This is a genomic window from uncultured Pseudomonas sp., from assembly GCF_943846705.1.
In the GTDB taxonomy this organism is placed as follows: Bacteria; Pseudomonadota; Gammaproteobacteria; order Pseudomonadales; family Pseudomonadaceae; genus Aquipseudomonas.
On the sequence record NZ_OX044366.1, the window covers coordinates 694824 to 710216 of the forward strand.

At 56.0% G+C, this 15393-nt stretch carries 24 protein-coding genes; 1 reads left to right on the plus strand and 23 read right to left on the minus strand.

The window, feature by feature from the left end; translation table 11 throughout:
* Window positions 1-76: 76 nt before the first annotated feature.
* Entirely contained in the window at window positions 77-2911 is a 2835-nt protein-coding gene (gene uvrA, locus Q0V31_RS03360; protein WP_298184521.1) for an excinuclease ABC subunit UvrA, read from the plus strand.
* 73 nt (window positions 2912-2984) lie between these two features.
* On the opposite strand, the gene bfr is transcribed toward uvrA, so the two are convergent.
* From bfr to rpsC, 23 genes are all read right to left on the minus strand, one after another.
* Entirely contained in the window at window positions 2985-3449 is a 465-nt protein-coding gene (gene bfr / locus Q0V31_RS03365; RefSeq protein WP_298184522.1) for a bacterioferritin, read from the minus strand.
* A 141-nt stretch (window positions 3450-3590) separates the two neighbouring features.
* On the minus strand, window positions 3591-4970 hold the full coding sequence (locus Q0V31_RS03370; protein WP_298184523.1) for a Na+/H+ antiporter NhaC family protein: 1380 nt from the start codon (window positions 4968-4970) through the stop codon (window positions 3591-3593).
* A 166-nt stretch (window positions 4971-5136) separates the two neighbouring features.
* Window positions 5137-5523 carry a 50S ribosomal protein L17 gene (rplQ, locus tag Q0V31_RS03375; protein WP_069519894.1) on the minus strand — a complete coding sequence of 129 codons (387 nt, stop codon included), beginning with the start codon at window positions 5521-5523 and terminating at the stop codon, window positions 5137-5139.
* A gap of 42 nt (window positions 5524-5565) precedes the next feature.
* Complete coding sequence (gene rpoA, locus Q0V31_RS03380; RefSeq protein WP_136665573.1) at window positions 5566-6567, minus strand: DNA-directed RNA polymerase subunit alpha; 1002 nt, start codon at window positions 6565-6567, stop codon at window positions 5566-5568.
* A gap of 22 nt (window positions 6568-6589) precedes the next feature.
* Window positions 6590-7210 carry a 30S ribosomal protein S4 gene (gene rpsD / locus Q0V31_RS03385; RefSeq protein WP_298184524.1) on the minus strand — a complete coding sequence of 207 codons (621 nt, stop codon included), beginning with the start codon at window positions 7208-7210 and terminating at the stop codon, window positions 6590-6592.
* Between the two features lie 17 nt (window positions 7211-7227).
* The gene (gene rpsK, locus Q0V31_RS03390) at window positions 7228-7617 is read right to left on the minus strand and encodes a 30S ribosomal protein S11 (protein WP_013789773.1); all 390 of its coding nucleotides are present in this window, start codon (window positions 7615-7617) and stop codon (window positions 7228-7230) included.
* Between the two features lie 30 nt (window positions 7618-7647).
* Window positions 7648-8004, minus strand: a complete 357-nt coding sequence (rpsM, locus tag Q0V31_RS03395; protein WP_298184526.1) for a 30S ribosomal protein S13 — start codon at window positions 8002-8004, stop codon at window positions 7648-7650.
* Window positions 8005-8134: 130 nt separating this feature from the next.
* Window positions 8135-8251: a 50S ribosomal protein L36 gene (gene rpmJ / locus Q0V31_RS03400; protein WP_014854209.1), complete on the minus strand. Its 117-nt coding sequence runs from the start codon at window positions 8249-8251 to the stop codon at window positions 8135-8137.
* 26 nt (window positions 8252-8277) lie between these two features.
* A complete protein-coding gene (gene secY / locus Q0V31_RS03405) occupies window positions 8278-9606 on the minus strand; it encodes a preprotein translocase subunit SecY (protein WP_298184531.1) in 1329 nt (442 codons plus the stop codon).
* Entirely contained in the window at window positions 9607-10041 is a 435-nt protein-coding gene (gene rplO / locus Q0V31_RS03410; protein ID WP_090243121.1) for a 50S ribosomal protein L15, read from the minus strand. It abuts the gene before it with no gap.
* Window positions 10042-10044: 3 nt separating this feature from the next.
* Window positions 10045-10224 carry a 50S ribosomal protein L30 gene (gene rpmD, locus Q0V31_RS03415; RefSeq protein WP_090243106.1) on the minus strand — a complete coding sequence of 60 codons (180 nt, stop codon included), beginning with the start codon at window positions 10222-10224 and terminating at the stop codon, window positions 10045-10047.
* A 2-nt stretch (window positions 10225-10226) separates the two neighbouring features.
* On the minus strand, window positions 10227-10727 hold the full coding sequence (gene rpsE / locus Q0V31_RS03420) for a 30S ribosomal protein S5 (RefSeq protein WP_090243105.1): 501 nt from the start codon (window positions 10725-10727) through the stop codon (window positions 10227-10229).
* Window positions 10728-10730: 3 nt separating this feature from the next.
* Entirely contained in the window at window positions 10731-11081 is a 351-nt protein-coding gene (rplR, locus tag Q0V31_RS03425; RefSeq protein WP_079204532.1) for a 50S ribosomal protein L18, read from the minus strand.
* A gap of 10 nt (window positions 11082-11091) precedes the next feature.
* Window positions 11092-11625 (minus strand): 50S ribosomal protein L6, encoded by a 534-nt coding sequence (gene rplF, locus Q0V31_RS03430; RefSeq protein ID WP_090243104.1) that lies wholly within the window; start codon window positions 11623-11625, stop codon window positions 11092-11094.
* Window positions 11626-11638: 13 nt separating this feature from the next.
* Window positions 11639-12031: a 30S ribosomal protein S8 gene (rpsH, locus tag Q0V31_RS03435; RefSeq protein WP_090243103.1), complete on the minus strand. Its 393-nt coding sequence runs from the start codon at window positions 12029-12031 to the stop codon at window positions 11639-11641.
* A 181-nt stretch (window positions 12032-12212) separates the two neighbouring features.
* The gene (gene rpsN / locus Q0V31_RS03440; RefSeq protein ID WP_090243102.1) at window positions 12213-12518 is read right to left on the minus strand and encodes a 30S ribosomal protein S14; all 306 of its coding nucleotides are present in this window, start codon (window positions 12516-12518) and stop codon (window positions 12213-12215) included.
* 13 nt (window positions 12519-12531) lie between these two features.
* Complete coding sequence (gene rplE, locus Q0V31_RS03445) at window positions 12532-13071, minus strand: 50S ribosomal protein L5 (RefSeq protein WP_298184537.1); 540 nt, start codon at window positions 13069-13071, stop codon at window positions 12532-12534.
* Window positions 13072-13091: 20 nt separating this feature from the next.
* Window positions 13092-13406 carry a 50S ribosomal protein L24 gene (gene rplX / locus Q0V31_RS03450; RefSeq protein WP_274087708.1) on the minus strand — a complete coding sequence of 105 codons (315 nt, stop codon included), beginning with the start codon at window positions 13404-13406 and terminating at the stop codon, window positions 13092-13094.
* 11 nt (window positions 13407-13417) lie between these two features.
* Window positions 13418-13786: a 50S ribosomal protein L14 gene (rplN, locus tag Q0V31_RS03455; RefSeq protein ID WP_014854220.1), complete on the minus strand. Its 369-nt coding sequence runs from the start codon at window positions 13784-13786 to the stop codon at window positions 13418-13420.
* Between the two features lie 23 nt (window positions 13787-13809).
* Window positions 13810-14076, minus strand: a complete 267-nt coding sequence (gene rpsQ, locus Q0V31_RS03460) for a 30S ribosomal protein S17 (RefSeq protein WP_090243097.1) — start codon at window positions 14074-14076, stop codon at window positions 13810-13812.
* A 2-nt stretch (window positions 14077-14078) separates the two neighbouring features.
* Window positions 14079-14270 carry a 50S ribosomal protein L29 gene (gene rpmC / locus Q0V31_RS03465; protein WP_002555481.1) on the minus strand — a complete coding sequence of 64 codons (192 nt, stop codon included), beginning with the start codon at window positions 14268-14270 and terminating at the stop codon, window positions 14079-14081.
* The gene (rplP, locus tag Q0V31_RS03470) at window positions 14270-14683 is read right to left on the minus strand and encodes a 50S ribosomal protein L16 (RefSeq protein ID WP_042552939.1); all 414 of its coding nucleotides are present in this window, start codon (window positions 14681-14683) and stop codon (window positions 14270-14272) included. Before rplP ends, rpmC begins: the two co-directional genes overlap by 1 nt.
* Before the next feature lie 12 nt (window positions 14684-14695).
* Entirely contained in the window at window positions 14696-15382 is a 687-nt protein-coding gene (gene rpsC / locus Q0V31_RS03475; RefSeq protein ID WP_069519907.1) for a 30S ribosomal protein S3, read from the minus strand.
* Between the last annotated feature and the right edge of the window lie 11 nt (window positions 15383-15393).

Genomic DNA, 15393 nt, shown 5'->3' on the forward strand with positions numbered 1-15393 from the left:
CAGTGACGCTTTGCCGCGCCCGCCTTTGGCCCCGTATACTCGTTGGTTTTCCGCCCGCCATGCGAGGCTGCTGTTTGTGGACAAGATTCTGATCCGGGGTGCGCGCACCCATAACCTGAAAAATATCGACCTGACCCTGCCGCGCGACAAGCTGATCGTGATCACCGGCCTGTCTGGCTCTGGCAAGTCATCGCTGGCCTTCGACACCCTCTATGCCGAGGGGCAGCGCCGTTATGTCGAGTCGCTGTCGGCCTACGCCCGGCAGTTCCTGTCGATGATGGAAAAACCCGACGTCGACACCATTGAAGGCCTGTCGCCGGCAATCTCCATTGAACAGAAATCCACCTCGCACAACCCGCGCTCGACCGTCGGCACCATCACCGAAATCTATGACTACCTGCGCCTGCTCTACGCCCGCGCCGGCATTCCGCGCTGCCCGGACCACGACCTGCCACTGGAAGCGCAAACCGTCAGCCAGATGGTCGACCAGGTTCTAGCCCTGCCCGAAGGCAGCAAGCTGATGCTGCTGGCCCCGGTGATTCGCGAGCGCAAAGGCGAACACCTGGCGATCTTCGACGAGCTGCGCGCCCAAGGCTTCGTGCGCGTGCGGGTCAACGGCAAGATTTACGAACTGGATGAGCTGCCCAAGCTCGACAAGCAGAAAAAACACAGCATCGATGCCGTGGTTGACCGCTTCAAAGCCCGCGGCGATCTGCAGCAACGCCTGGCGGAATCCTTCGAAACCGCATTGAAACTGGCGGATGGATTAGCCTTGATCGCCCCCATGGAAGGTGAACCAGACGAGGAGATCATCTTCTCCGCGCGCTTCGCCTGCCCGACCTGCGGCCACTCGATCAGCGAGCTGGAGCCCAAGCTGTTTTCCTTTAACAACCCGGCCGGCGCCTGCCCGACCTGCGATGGCCTCGGGGTTAAACAGTTCTTCGACACCAAGCGCCTGGTCAATGGCGAGATGACCCTGGCCGAGGGCGCAATCCGCGGCTGGGATCGGCGCAACGTCTATTACTTCCAGATGCTCGGCTCACTCGCCGCACATTACGGTTTCAGCCTGGAAGTCGCGTTTGACGAACTCAGCGCCGAGCACCAGAAGTGCATCCTGTTCGGCAGCGGCACACAGAACGTCGACTTCAAATACCTCAACGACCGTGGCGATATCGTCAAGCGCTCACACCCCTTTGAAGGCATCGTGCCGAACCTGGAGCGGCGCTACCGCGAAACCGAATCCACCAGCGTGCGTGAAGAGCTGGCCAAGTTCCTCAGCACGCAGGCCTGCCAAGATTGCCGGGGCACCCGCCTGCGCCGCGAAGCTCGCCACGTATGGGTCGGTGAGAAAACCCTGCCCGCCGTCAGCGGCATGCCGATTGGCGATGCCACCGAGTATTTCGGCAGCCTGGCCTTGCCGGGCCGTCGCGGTGAAATCGCTGAAAAAATCCTTAAGGAAATCCGCGAGCGCCTGCAGTTTCTGGTCAACGTCGGCCTCGACTACCTGACCCTGGACCGCAGCGCCGACACCCTTTCCGGCGGCGAGGCGCAGCGTATCCGACTGGCCAGCCAGATTGGCGCCGGCCTGGTCGGGGTCATGTACATCCTCGACGAACCGTCCATTGGCCTGCATCAGCGCGACAATGAGCGCCTGCTTGGCACCCTGCGCCACCTACGCGATATTGGTAACACAGTGATCGTGGTGGAACACGACGAGGACGCCATCCGCATGGCCGACTACGTGGTGGATATTGGCCCAGGGGCTGGCGTGCATGGCGGCCAGATCGTCGCCCAGGGCACTGCCGCCGAAGTCATGGCGCACCCGGACTCACTGACCGGCAAGTACCTCTCCGGCCGGGTGAAAATCGCCGTGCCGGGCAAGCGCACACCGCGCGACCCAAAACTCTCGCTGAAGATTAAAGGGGCTCGCGGCAACAACCTGCGCAATGTCGACCTGGACATTCCGATTGGTCTGCTGACCTGCGTGACCGGCGTATCCGGCTCGGGCAAGTCGACCCTGATCAACAATACCCTCTACCCGCTGAGCGCCACTGCGCTTAACGGCGCGACGACCCTGGAAGCTGCCGCGCACGACAGCATCGACGGCCTGCAGCATCTCGATAAAGTAGTCGACATCGACCAGAGCCCAATTGGCCGTACGCCACGTTCCAACCCGGCGACCTATACCGGCCTGTTCACCCCAATTCGCGAGCTGTTCGCTGGCGTGCCGGAATCACGCTCACGCGGTTACGGCCCAGGGCGCTTCAGCTTTAACGTCAAGGGCGGGCGCTGCGAGGCCTGCCAGGGCGACGGCCTGATCAAGGTCGAGATGCACTTCCTGCCGGACATCTACGTGCCCTGCGACGTGTGCAAGAGCAAGCGGTACAACCGCGAAACCCTGGAAGTGAAGTACAAGGGCAAGAGCATCACAGAAGTGCTCGACATGACCATCGAGGAAGCCCGAGTGTTCTTCGATGCAGTGCCAGCGCTGGCGCGCAAGCTGCAGACGCTGATGGATGTCGGCCTGTCCTATATCAAGCTGGGACAAAGCGCGACGACCCTATCGGGCGGCGAAGCGCAACGGGTAAAACTCTCCCGCGAGCTGAGCAAGCGCGACACCGGCAAGACCCTGTATATCCTCGACGAGCCGACCACTGGCCTGCACTTCGCCGATATCCAGCAGCTGCTCGACGTGCTGCATCGCCTGCGCGATCACGGCAACACCGTGGTAGTGATCGAGCATAACCTCGACGTGATCAAGACCGCCGACTGGCTGGTCGACCTCGGCCCGGAAGGCGGATCCAAAGGCGGGCAGATTATTGCTTGTGGCACGCCCGAAGAAGTCGCCGAAATGCCACAGTCGCATACCGGCTACTTCCTCAAGCCGCTGCTGGAACGCGACCGCGACTAGTCGCGCCCCGTTAGTCAGTAGGCGATAACAAAAAGCCCCGGAAAACCGGGGCTTTTTGTTATCGAAGAACCTCTTACATCTGCGCTTGCAGGTAGTTCTCTAGGCCAATTCTATCGATCAACCCCAGTTGAACCTCCAACCAGTAAGCATGATCCTCCTCGGTGTCCTTGAGCTGAACCAGCAGCATGTCCCGGCTCTGATAGTCCTGGTGCTGTTCACATAGCGCAATGCCTTTGCTCAAGGCCGCACGCACTTGGTACTCCAACGCCAGGTCGAGCTTAAGCATCTCCGGCACGGTCTGCCCGAAGCTAAAGCTATCGGCAACCATGTCCGGCGTGCCCTCAAGAAACAGAATACGCTTGAGGATCGCATCCGCGTGCTGAGTCTCCTCTTCCATTTCATGGTTGATGCGCTCGTACAATTTACTGAAGCCCCAGTCCTCGTACAGGCGCGAATGCACAAAATACTGATCACGCGCCGCCAGCTCGCCTTTAAGCAGCATTTTCAGGTAATCAATGACTTCTACATGACCTTTCATGGGGCAAATCCTTAAACACACGGCATAAACAGACGACCATGCTCCCCCCCGCCCGCAGGCCGGTCAAGCAGAAAACCAAACGCCTCCATAAAGGAGGCGCTTGGCTCAGGCGTCAGCAACGCGACTGACGCGGAGACATCCTTAGGCCACCAGGATAAAGCCGACAAACGCCAGCGCTGCGGCGATCAGGGTGTAAGGCAACTGGGTCACCGCATGACTGATCAGGTTGCAACCCGAACCTTGCGCCGCCAGCACGGTGGAGTCGCTGTAGAAGCAGGCCTGACTGCCGAAGGCCGAGGCCGACATCAACGCACCTATCACCAATGGCACATCGGCCTCCAGCGCAAAGGCCAGCGGCATGACGATCGGAATGGTCACGGCAAAGATGCCCCAGGACGAACCAGTGGCAAAGGACAGCACCGCCATAGACAGAAACACCATAGCCGGCAGCATCTGCGGGGTCATGTAGGGCTTGAGGCTATTCACCACGTACTGCGGCAGCATCAGTTGATCGCAGACATCCTTGAAGATAAAGGCAGCAACGCAGATGCCGATAGCAGGCAACATGGTTTTAAAGCCGTCCATCATCTGCTCAAGCATTTCCGCCAACGGCATCAGACGCTGAACCATGTAGAAGGGAACGGTCAGCAGCATGGTGGCGATCATGCCCATCCACACGTCGATATCGAAGTAAATGGTAAAGCCCACCAACATCAACAACGGCACTAAGAAGTTATAAAGCTTGCCGCTTTCCTTGTTGGCCCCTTCAAACTCCTCTTCCATGGATTTCATCGAAAAGTTCTGTTCGGGGTTCAGCTCACCCACGCGCATAGCGCCGGCGGAGCCATGCTGAGCACGCATCTCAGCCGTGCGCATCGGGCCAATATCCGGCACTAAACCGAGCACTACCAACAGCACCAACAGCACCGCGGCCCAGGCATAAAGCATGTACGGAATAGCCTGAATATAAGTGGCAATGCCCTGCCCCGTGGCGGCGATGCCATTGTTTTCCAATAGCCCGCCGAAGAACACCGCCCAGGTCGACAGCGGTACCAACACACAAATAGGCGCCGCAGTAGAGTCCACTACATAGGCCAGCTTCTCGCGAGAGATACGGAAACGGTCAGTGACCCGCTTCATGGTCTCACCGACTGTCAGGGCATTGAGGTAATCATCAACGAAGATCACCAGGCCAAGGACGAAGGTCATGAATAAGGACGAACGCTTGCCCTTGGCCAGCAGCAATGCAGCGCGACCAAAGGCCAAGGCGCCACCAGTCCTGATCAGCAGAGCAATCAGAGCGCCAAAGCTGCCGCATACCAGAATCAACCAGCCAATGGTTTCATCCTGCATAACCTTGAGCGAAATCTCGGAGAAATTGCTCATCGCGTCCTGTGGAGACAGCAGCAACAGGCCAGCGGAGGCGCCGCAGATCAGGGCTAGGATGGGGCGGCGCAGCCATACAGCCAACAGCAGCACGACGGCAGGAGGGATCAAGCTTAAAGCGGTAGGTTCAGACATGATGGGAATTGTTCTTATAGGGGCCGCCAGGCGGCGTGAACGGAATACCGACGCACCTTACCCGAGCCACCACCCGCACACAATATCAAACACAGCGTGCGCAATATTAACCACCACTAGAAATAAAAAACCGGGCCAAGGCCCGGTTTTTTATACAACCAACAACTTACTCAGCGTCTACAGCTGCACCAGCGACCGGACGGTCAACCAGCTCAACATAGGCCATTGGAGCATTGTCGCCAGTACGGAAGCCGCACTTGAGGATACGCAGGTAACCGCCCTGACGGGTGGCGTAGCGCTTGCCCAGGTCGTTGAACAGCTTACCGACGATAGCTTTCGAACGCGTACGGTCGAAGGCCAGACGACGATTGGCAACGCTGTCTTCTTTAGCCAGAGTAATCAGCGGCTCAGCAACGCGACGCAGCTCTTTGGCTTTCGGCAGAGTAGTTTTGATCAGCTCATGCTCGAACAGCGATACCGCCATGTTCTGGAACATGGCCTTGCGGTGTGCGCTGGTGCGGCTGAGGTGACGGCCACTTTTACGATGACGCATGGTTCAATTCCTTACCAAACTCACGTTCGGTGATGATGACGATCAGGCAGTCGCCTTATCGTCTTTCTTCAGACTTGCCGGCGGCCAGTTGTCGAGGCGCATACCGAGGGAAAGACCGCGAGAAGCCAGAACGTCCTTGATTTCAGTCAGGGATTTCTTGCCCAAGTTCGGCGTTTTCAACAATTCTACTTCGGTGCGCTGAATCAGATCACCGATGTAGTAAATGTTCTCTGCCTTGAGGCAGTTAGCCGAACGTACAGTCAGTTCCAGGTCATCAACTGGACGAAGAAGGATCGGATCGATCTCATCTTCTTGCTCGATAACAACAGGCTCACTGTCACCCTTGAGGTCGACGAACGCAGCCAACTGCTGTTGCAGAATGGTTGCGGCACGACGAATGGCCTCTTCAGGATCCAGAGTACCGTTGGTCTCCAGGTCGATAACCAGCTTGTCCAAGTTAGTACGCTGCTCAACACGAGCGTTTTCCACCACGTACGACACACGGCGTACCGGGCTGAACGAAGCATCCAGCTGCAAGCGACCAATGCTGCGGCTTTCGTCTTCATCGCTCTGACGAGCGTCAGCCGGCTCATAGCCGCGACCACGAGCTATGGTGAGCTTCATGTTCAGCGCGCCAGTGGAAGCCATATTGGCGATTACGTGGTCGCCATTGACGATTTCGACATCGTGATCCAGCTGAATATCGGCAGCGGTAACTACACCCGAGCCCTTCTTCGCCAGAGTCAGTGTCACTTCGTCACGACCGTGCAGTTTGACAGCCAGACCTTTAAGGTTGAGCAGGATTTCAATGACATCTTCCTGAACACCTTCGATGGCGCTGTACTCATGGAGTACACCGTCAATCTCGGCCTCAACTACTGCACAGCCAGGCATAGAGGACAACAGGATGCGGCGCAGCGCGTTGCCCAGGGTGTGGCCAAAGCCACGCTCGAGAGGCTCGAGAGTGATCTTGGCGCGGGTCGGACTGACCACCTGCACATCAATGTGACGGGGGGTCAGGAACTCATTTACCGAAATCTGCATGGATGCACCTATTTTCTAGCCCTTACTTGGAGTAGAGCTCGACAATCAGGCTTTCGTTGATGTCAGCGGAGAGATCACTGCGAGCCGGGACGCTTTTGAACACGCCAGACTTCTTCTCAGTGTCTACATCTACCCATTCAACGCGGCCACGCTGGGCACACAGCTCGAGAGCTTGAACAATGCGCAGCTGATTCTTCGACTTCTCGCGAACTGCAACAACGTCACCAGCTTTAACCTGGTAGGACGGAACGTTTACAGTTTTGCCGTTTACGCTGATCGACTTGTGCGATACCAGCTGACGGGATTCAGCGCGAGTGGCGCCGTAGCCCATGCGATAAACCACGTTATCCAGACGGCACTCGAGCAGTTGCAGCAGGTTCTCACCAGTAGCGCCCTTCTTGCCGGCCGCTTCTTTGTAATAACCGCTGAATTGACGCTCAAGTACGCCGTAGATACGACGAACTTTTTGCTTTTCACGCAGCTGGGTGCCGTAGTCAGACTGACGACCACGGCGCTGACCGTGAATACCTGGGGCTGCTTCGATGTTGCACTTCGATTCCAGAGCGCGTACACCGCTTTTCAGGAAAAGATCTGTGCCTTCACGACGAGACAGTTTGCATTTGGGACCAATGTAACGAGCCATTTCTCACTGTCTCCTGATTACACGCGACGCTTCTTCGAAGGACGGCATCCGTTATGCGGGATGGGCGTCACATCGGTGATGCTGGCGATCTTATAGCCACAGCCGTTCAAAGCACGGACAGCGGACTCACGACCCGGACCGGGACCCTTGACGTTAACGTCGAGGTTCTTCAGGCCGTATTCCAGCGCAGCTTGACCAGCACGTTCTGCAGCCACCTGGGCGGCGAACGGGGTGCTTTTACGCGAGCCGCGGAAACCCGAACCACCAGAGGTAGCCCAGGACAGAGCATTGCCCTGACGGTCAGTAATGGTCACGATTGTGTTGTTGAATGAAGCGTGGATGTGGGCGATACCATCAACCACTGTCTTTTTGACTTTCTTACGAGTACGAGCAGCAGGTTTTGCCATGACTAAATTCCTGTCGATGCGCGAATGCGATTACTTGCGGATCGGCTTACGCGGGCCCTTACGGGTACGCGCGTTGGTCTTGGTACGCTGACCGCGAACCGGTAGACCGCGACGATGACGCAGACCACGGAAGCAACCCAGGTCCATCAAACGCTTGATTTTCATGTTCACTTCACGACGCAGGTCGCCTTCGGTATTCACCTTGGCTACTTCGCCACGCAGCTGCTCGATCTGCTCGTCAGAGAGATCTTTGATTTTCGCAGCCGGATTAACGCCGGCGGCAGCACAGACTTGCTGTGCAGTAGTGCGACCAACACCATAGATGTAAGTCAACGAGATAACAGTGTGCTTGTTATCCGGAATGTTAACGCCTGCAATACGGGCCATTCAGTGGAACTCCAATTGACAGCTACCTACGCCCCGGAAGCCAAGAAATAGGGCGCGAGATATTAACGCTGTAAAAACAAATAATCAACCCGGCAGCGCACTAGCTGCCGAGCTTATCACTTCTTCACACTCAGCCTTGGCGCTGCTTGTGACGCGGCTCCGCGCTGCAAATCACGCGAACAACACCTTCGCGACGAACAATCTTGCAGTTACGGCACAGCTTTTTCACCGATGCACGAACTTTCATCACCAACTCCTCGAACCTTATGGACTTCAGCGCAGCATGCCGCTGCCGTAGCCCTTCAGGTTGGCTTTCTTCATCAGGGATTCGTACTGGTGCGAAACGAGGTGCGATTGTACTTGCGACATAAAGTCCATCACAACCACTACCACGATCAGCAACGAGGTCCCGCCAAGATAGAACGGTACGTTGGCAGCCACCACCAGGAACTGGGGCAACAAGCATACGGCCGTCATGTACAGAGCACCGAACATGGTCAAACGCGTCAACACGCCATCGATATAGCGCGCAGACTGCTCACCTGGACGGATACCGGGAATAAAGGCACCGGACTTCTTCAGGTTTTCCGCTACGTCTTTCGGGTTAAACATCAGCGCTGTGTAGAAGAAGCAGAAAAATACAATTCCCGCACTAAACAGCAAAATGTTCAACGGCTGACCAGGAGCGATAGCCTGTGAAATATCCTGCAGCCAGCCCATACCCTCAGACTGACCAAACCAGGCACCCAGCGAAGCCGGGAATAACAGAAGGCTGCTGGCAAAAATGGCCGGGATAACCCCCGCCATATTCACCTTCAACGGCAAGTGGCTGGTCTGCGCAGCAAAGACCTTGCGACCCTGCTGACGCTTGGCGTAGTGCACCGCAATGCGACGCTGACCACGCTCAATGAACACCACAAAACCGATAATCGCTACTGCCAGCAAACCGATGGCGATCAGGGCAAAGATATTGATATCACCCTGGCGAGCAGACTCGAAAGACTGCCCAACCGCCGACGGCAGACCGGCTACGATGCCTGCAAAAATCAGCATCGAAATACCGTTGCCAACACCGCGCTCGGTGATTTGCTCGCCCAGCCACATCATAAACATCGCGCCCGCCACAAATGTGGTGACCGCAACGAAGTGGAAGCCGAAATCAACCGAAAACGCTACGCCCTGACTGGCCAGACCAACGGACATGCCGACAGCCTGAACCAAAGCCAAGACAAGGGTGCCGTAGCGGGTGTACTGGCTAATCTTGCGACGGCCAGCCTCACCTTCCTTCTTCAACTGCTCCAGCTGCGGGCTGACAGCGGTCATGAGCTGCATGATGATCGACGCCGAAATATACGGCATGATCCCCAGTGCAAAAATGCTCATACGCTCCAGCGCACCGCCGGAAAACATGTTGAACAAGCTAAGAATGGTCCCCTCATTCTGTCGAAACAGGTCCGCCAGCCGATCAGGGTTGATACCGGGAACGGGGATGTGTGCACCTATCCGATAGACGATAATCGCCATTAACAGAAAGCGCAGACGAGCCCAGAGCTCGGATAACCCGCCATTGCTGAGCGCTGAGAGAGCACCTTGCTTAGCCATTTATTCCTCGAACTTACCGCCAGCTGCTTCGATAGCCGCGCGCGCACCTTTGGTGACGGCGATACCTTTAAGGGTGACTGCCTGAGTAACTTCACCGGACAGCATGACTTTCACACGCTGTACGTTTTGGTTGATCAGGTTGGCATCCTTCAGCGACTGCAGAGTAACAATGCCGCCTTCGATCTTGTTCAGCTCGGAAGTACGCACTTGTGCGCGGTCCATAGCCTTCAAAGAAACGAAACCGAACTTAGGCAGACGGCGGTGCAGAGGCTGCTGGCCGCCTTCAAAACCCGGAGCAATGGTGCCACCGGAGCGGGAGGTCTGACCTTTGTGGCCGCGGCCACCAGTCTTACCCAAACCGCTACCGATACCACGGCCCGGACGGTGCTTCTCGCGACGGGAACCCGGCGCAGGACTCAAATCGTTCAGGTACATGTATTAACCCTCGACGCGGAGCATGTAGTAAGCCTTATTGATCATCCCGCGATTCTCGGGAGTATCCAGTACTTCTACGGTGTGACCGATGCGACGCAGACCCAAACCCTTAACGCAGAGCTTATGGTTAGGGATGCGGCCGGTCATGCTTTTGATCAGCGTAACTTTTACGGTAGTAGCCATGATTAGAGAATCTCCTCGACGCTCTTGCCACGCTTGGCCGCAATAGAACCTGGCGACTGCATAGCTTTCAAACCCTTGAAAGTGGCGTAAACCACGTTCACTTGGTTAGTCGAGCCGTAGCACTTAGCCAGAACGTTCTGCACACCAGCGACTTCCAGAACGGCACGCATAGCGCCGCCGGCGATGATGCCGGTACCTTCCGAAGCAGGCTGCATGTAAACCTTGGAGGCGCCATGGTTAGACTTGATGGCGTACTGCAGGGTTGTACCGTTCAGATCTACTTGAATCATGTTGCGACGAGCAGCTTCCATCGCCTTCTGGATAGCAGCTGGCACTTCACGGGACTTACCACGGCCGAAACCGACGCGACCCTTACCATCACCTACCACGGTCAACGCGGTGAAAGTGAAGATCCGGCCACCCTTAACGGTTTTGGCAACACGGTTAACCTGTACCAGCTTCTCGATGTAGCCTTCGTCGCGCTTTTGGTCGTTATTTGACATAACTTAGAACTCCAGCCCGCCTTCACGAGCAGCATCAGCCAGCGCCTGGACGCGGCCGTGGTACTTGAAGCCAGAACGGTCGAATGCAACCTGAGTCACACCAGCGGCTTTCGCACGCTCGGCAACCAGCTCACCAACTTTCTTGGCCGCGTCGACGTTGCCAGTGGCGCCGTCACGCAGTGCTTTGTCCAAGGTAGAGGCGCTGGCCAGAACCTTGCTGCCGTCGGCCGAAATGACCTGGGCATAAATGTGCTGCGAAGAGCGATACACGCAGAGACGCACGGCTTCGAGCTCGTGCATTTTCAGGCGTGCTTTGCGAGCGCGACGCAGTCGAGTAACTTTTTTGTCGGTCATTTGCTATGCCCTACTTCTTCTTGGCTTCTTTACGGCGGACGACTTCGTCAGCGTAACGAACACCTTTGCCCTTATAAGGTTCAGGACGACGGAAGTCACGAATCTCCGCAGCGACCTGACCAACCACTTGCTTGTCCGTACCCTTGATCAGGATCTCGGTCTGGTTGGGAGTCTCAGCCACGATGCCTTCCGGCAATTCGTACTCAATCGGATGGGAGTAGCCCAGAGAGAGGCTCAACACCTGACCTTTGGCTTGCGCCTTGTAACCAACGCCGACCAATTGAAGCTTACGCTCAAAGCCAGCGTGGACGCCGATCACCATATTGTTGACCAGAGCACGAGTAGTGCCGGCCATGGCGCGAGTCTGCTGATCACCATTGCGAGCAGCGAAACGCAGCTCACCGGCCTCATGCAGGACTTCAACGGACGAGTGAACATTCAGTTCGAGAGTACCCTTGGCACCCTTTACCGAAAGCTGTTGGCCGGCGAGTTTGACCTCAACACCAGCGGGCAGCGTAACGGGGTTCTTAGCAACGCGAGACATGCTTATTCCCCCCTTAGAACACTGTGCAAAGCACTTCGCCGCCGACACCGGCAGCGCGCGCAGCGCGGTCCGTCATCACACCTTTATTGGTGGAGACGATGGAAACCCCGAGACCGCCACGAACTTTCGGCAGGTCATCAGAGGATTTATATTGGCGAAGGCCTGGACGGCTCACGCGCTTAACTTCTTCGATAACCGGACGGCCCTCGAAGTACTTCAGCTCGATGGACAGCTGCGGCTTAACTTCACCGCTGATCTGATAACCCGCAATATAACCTTCGTCTTTCAAAACTTTGGCTACAGCCACCTTCAACGTGGAAGACGGCATGCTTACGACGGACTTTTCAGCCATCTGGGCATTACGGATACGAGTTAGCATGTCCGCTAACGGGTCCTGCATACTCATGGGCTAGACGCTCCTGATACAAAAAGAATTAGCCTTACGGCTACAGTCGCTGAGAATTCTGGAAAAACCAACCCAGGCTCAGGCGAGCCGAGCATTCTAGAGACTGATCAAAAATGAATCAAGCCCCAAAGGGGCTTGATTCACAGATAAGACAAAGCCGGCACTAGGCCGGCTTTGTTTTTTACCAGCTGGCTTTAACCAGACCTGGTACATCACCACGCATTGCAGCTTCACGCAGCTTGATACGCGACAGACCGAACTTGCGATAAACGCCGTGCGGACGACCGGTAATGCGGCAGCGATTACGCAGGCGCGAAGCGCTGGCGTCACGCGGCTGCTTCTGCAGCGCTACTTGAGCTTCCCAACGCGCTTCCGGACTGGCGTTCAGATCGGCGATGGTAGCTTTCAGCTCAGCACGCTTTTTAGCGTACTTAGCTACCGTTTGCTGACGCTTCAGCTCGCGGTTTTTCATGCTGGTTTTGGCCATGATCGGACTCCAATCAGTTACGGAACGGGAATTTGAAAGCACGCAACAAGGCGCGACCTTCATCATCCGAACGGGCGGTGGTGGTCAGGGTAATATCCAAACCACGCAGAGCATCGATCTTGTCGTAGTCGATTTCCGGGAAGATGATCTGCTCTTTAACGCCCATGCTGTAGTTGCCACGACCATCGAAGGACTTGGCATTCAGGCCGCGGAAGTCACGCACGCGCGGCAGGGAGATAGACAGCAGACGATCCAGGAACTCGTACATCTTTTCGCGACGCAGAGTAACTTTGACGCCAATCGGCCAGCCCTCACGAACCTTGAAGCCTGCAATCGACTTACGGGCATAAGTCACAATGACTTTCTGACCGGTAATCTTTTCCAGGTCGGCAACAGCGTGCTCGATGATTTTCTTATCACCGATTGCTTCGCCCAGGCCCATGTTAAGGGTGATCTTGGTAATGCGCGGAACTTCCATCACGTTCGCGAGCTTAAGTTCTTCCTTAAGCTTCGGCGCGATTTCTTTCCGGTAAATCTCTTTTAGTCGTGCCATGGTCTTCTACCTAGCAGTGTTCAAGCATCAACCGCTTTTTGGGTCGACTTGAAGACACGAATTTTCTTACCGTCTTCAACTTTAAAACCAACGCGGTCAGCCTTGCTGGTTTCGCCATTGAAAATGGCAACGTTAGAAGCGTGCAGAGGCGCTTCTTTCTCGATGATACCGCCCTGAACGCCCGACATCGGGTTCGGCTTGGTATGGCGCTTTACCAGGTTGATCCCACCAACGACCAAACGGTCGTCAGCGAGTACCTTAAGCACCTTGCCACGCTTACCTTTGTCTTTACCGGCGATCACGATGATCTCGTCGTCACGACGAATCTTTTGCATGTCGGATCTCCTTAGAGCACTTCAGGGGCGAGCGAGACGATCTTCATGAACTTCTCATTACGAAGTTCACGAGTCACTGGCCCAAAAATACGAGTGCCAATTGGCTCTTGCTTGTTGTTCAGCAGAACAGCAGCGTTGCCATCGAAGCGAATGATCGAGCCATCAGGGCGACGAACGCCGTGACGCGTGCGGACTACTACTGCAGTCATCACTTGGCCTTTCTTCACTTTACCGCGCGGAATTGCTTCCTTAACGGTCACTTTGATGATGTCGCCGATGCCAGCATAACGACGGTGAGAACCGCCCAGCACCTTGATACACATAACGCGACGAGCACCGCTGTTGTCAGCGACGTCGAGCATGGATTGAGTCTGAATCATATAATTTCTCCGACCCTTAGCCCTTAGACTTCCACTGCGCGTTCGAGGATCTCAACCAGCGCCCAAGACTTAGTCTTGGCTACGGGACGCGTTTCACGAATGGAAACTTTGTCGCCGATCTTGCTCTGGTTGGTTTCGTCGTGCGCGTGCAGCTTGGTCGAACGCTTGACATATTTGCCGTAGATCGGGTGCTTAACGCGACGCTCAATCAATACGGTGATGGTCTTGTCCATCTTGTCGCTGACCACACGGCCGGTCAGCGTACGGACTGTTTTTTCGGCTTCAGCCATGATCACTTACCTGCCTGCTGGTTGAGCACAGTTTTCACACGAGCGATGTCGCGCTTAACTTGCGAGAGCAGGTGAGACTGCCCCAACTGGCCAGTTGCTTTCTGCATACGCAGATTGAACTGGTCGCGCAGCAGGCCGAGCAGTTGCTCGTTCAGCTGCTGTGCTGATTTTTCACGAAGTTCATTCGCCTTCATCACATCACCGTCCGCTTAACAAAAGTGGTGGCGAGCGGCAGCTTTGCAGCAGCCAGGGCAAAAGCCTCACGCGCCAACTCTTCGGAAACGCCTTCGATCTCATACAGGACCTTGCCTGGCTGGATCTGGGCTACCCAATATTCAACGCTACCCTTACCTTTACCCATCCGCACTTCGAGAGGCTTCTTGGTTACCGGCTTGTCCGGGAAAACGCGAATCCAGATTTTCCCGCCACGCTTAACGTGACGAGTCAGAGCACGACGAGCGGACTCAATCTGACGGGCGGTGAGACGACCGCGGGCAACAGACTTCAGCGCGAACTCGCCGAAGCTGACTTTGCTACCGCGCTGAGCCAGACCACGGTTGTGGCCGGTCATCTGCTTACGGAACTTCGTACGCTTTGGTTGCAACATTTGGCGTACCCCTTACTTAGCAGCTTTTTTACGAGGCGCAGGTGCTTGTGGTTTCAGTTCTTCTTTAAGGCCACCAATTACTTCGCCTTTGAAGATCCAAACCTTGACACCGATCACACCGTAAGTGGTGTGCGCTTCGTACGTGGCATAGTCGATATCGGCACGCAGGGTGTGCAACGGCACACGACCTTCGCGATACCATTCGGTACGTGCAATTTCAGCACCACCGAGACGACCGCTCACTTGGATTTTGATGCCCTTGGCACCAATACGCATGGCGTTCTGTACAGCGCGCTTCATAGCGCGACGGAACATCACACGACGCTCCAGCTGCTGAGCTACGCTCTGCGCAACCAGCATACCGTCGAGTTCCGGCTTGCGGATCTCTTCGATATTGATGTGCACAGGCACACCCATTTGCTTGGTCAGGTCCTGACGCAGCTTCTCAACATCTTCACCTTTCTTACCGATAACGATACCGGGACGAGCAGTGTGGATGGTGATACGTGCAGTCTGAGCCGGGCGAGCAATGTCGATCCGGCTTACGGACGCGCTTTTTAGTTTGTCTTGGAGATACTCACGCACCTTCAGATCAGCGAACAAATAGTCCGCATAAGTCCGACCGCTGGCGTACCAGACGGAGGTGTGCTCCTTGACGATTCCCAGGCGAATGCCAATGGGATGTACTTTCTGACCCATCTGATCGACTC

Coding starts and splice junctions, on each gene's coding strand:
- bfr (WP_298184522.1), bottom strand. CDS start 3,449: ATGAAAGGTCATGTAGAAGTCATTGATTACCTGAAAATGCTGCTTAAA.
- Q0V31_RS03370 (WP_298184523.1), bottom strand. CDS start 4,970: ATGTCTGAACCTACCGCTTTAAGCTTGATCCCTCCTGCCGTCGTGCTG.
- rplQ (WP_069519894.1), bottom strand. CDS start 5,523: ATGCGTCATCGTAAAAGTGGCCGTCACCTCAGCCGCACCAGCGCACAC.
- rpoA (WP_136665573.1), bottom strand. CDS start 6,567: ATGCAGATTTCGGTAAATGAGTTCCTGACCCCCCGTCACATTGATGTG.
- rpsD (WP_298184524.1), bottom strand. CDS start 7,210: ATGGCTCGTTACATTGGTCCCAAATGCAAACTGTCTCGTCGTGAAGGC.
- rpsK (WP_013789773.1), bottom strand. CDS start 7,617: ATGGCAAAACCTGCTGCTCGTACTCGTAAGAAAGTCAAAAAGACAGTG.
- rpsM (WP_298184526.1), bottom strand. CDS start 8,004: ATGGCCCGTATTGCAGGCGTTAACATTCCGGATAACAAGCACACTGTT.
- rpmJ (WP_014854209.1), bottom strand. CDS start 8,251: ATGAAAGTTCGTGCATCGGTGAAAAAGCTGTGCCGTAACTGCAAGATT.
- secY (WP_298184531.1), bottom strand. CDS start 9,606: ATGGCTAAGCAAGGTGCTCTCTCAGCGCTCAGCAATGGCGGGTTATCC.
- rplO (WP_090243121.1), bottom strand. CDS start 10,041: ATGTACCTGAACGATTTGAGTCCTGCGCCGGGTTCCCGTCGCGAGAAG.
- rpmD (WP_090243106.1), bottom strand. CDS start 10,224: ATGGCTACTACCGTAAAAGTTACGCTGATCAAAAGCATGACCGGCCGC.
- rpsE (WP_090243105.1), bottom strand. CDS start 10,727: ATGTCAAATAACGACCAAAAGCGCGACGAAGGCTACATCGAGAAGCTG.
- rplR (WP_079204532.1), bottom strand. CDS start 11,081: ATGACCGACAAAAAAGTTACTCGACTGCGTCGCGCTCGCAAAGCACGC.
- rplF (WP_090243104.1), bottom strand. CDS start 11,625: ATGTCTCGCGTTGCTAAGAACCCCGTTACGCTGCCCGCTGGTGTTGAG.
- rpsH (WP_090243103.1), bottom strand. CDS start 12,031: ATGAGTATGCAGGACCCGTTAGCGGACATGCTAACTCGTATCCGTAAT.
- rpsN (WP_090243102.1), bottom strand. CDS start 12,518: ATGGCCAAAACCAGCATGAAAAACCGCGAGCTGAAGCGTCAGCAAACG.
- rplE (WP_298184537.1), bottom strand. CDS start 13,071: ATGGCACGACTAAAAGAGATTTACCGGAAAGAAATCGCGCCGAAGCTT.
- rplX (WP_274087708.1), bottom strand. CDS start 13,406: ATGCAAAAGATTCGTCGTGACGACGAGATCATCGTGATCGCCGGTAAA.
- rplN (WP_014854220.1), bottom strand. CDS start 13,786: ATGATTCAGACTCAATCCATGCTCGACGTCGCTGACAACAGCGGTGCT.
- rpsQ (WP_090243097.1), bottom strand. CDS start 14,076: ATGGCTGAAGCCGAAAAAACAGTCCGTACGCTGACCGGCCGTGTGGTC.
- rpmC (WP_002555481.1), bottom strand. CDS start 14,270: ATGAAGGCGAATGAACTTCGTGAAAAATCAGCACAGCAGCTGAACGAG.
- rplP (WP_042552939.1), bottom strand. CDS start 14,683: ATGTTGCAACCAAAGCGTACGAAGTTCCGTAAGCAGATGACCGGCCAC.
- rpsC (WP_069519907.1), bottom strand. CDS start 15,382: ATGGGTCAGAAAGTACATCCCATTGGCATTCGCCTGGGAATCGTCAAG.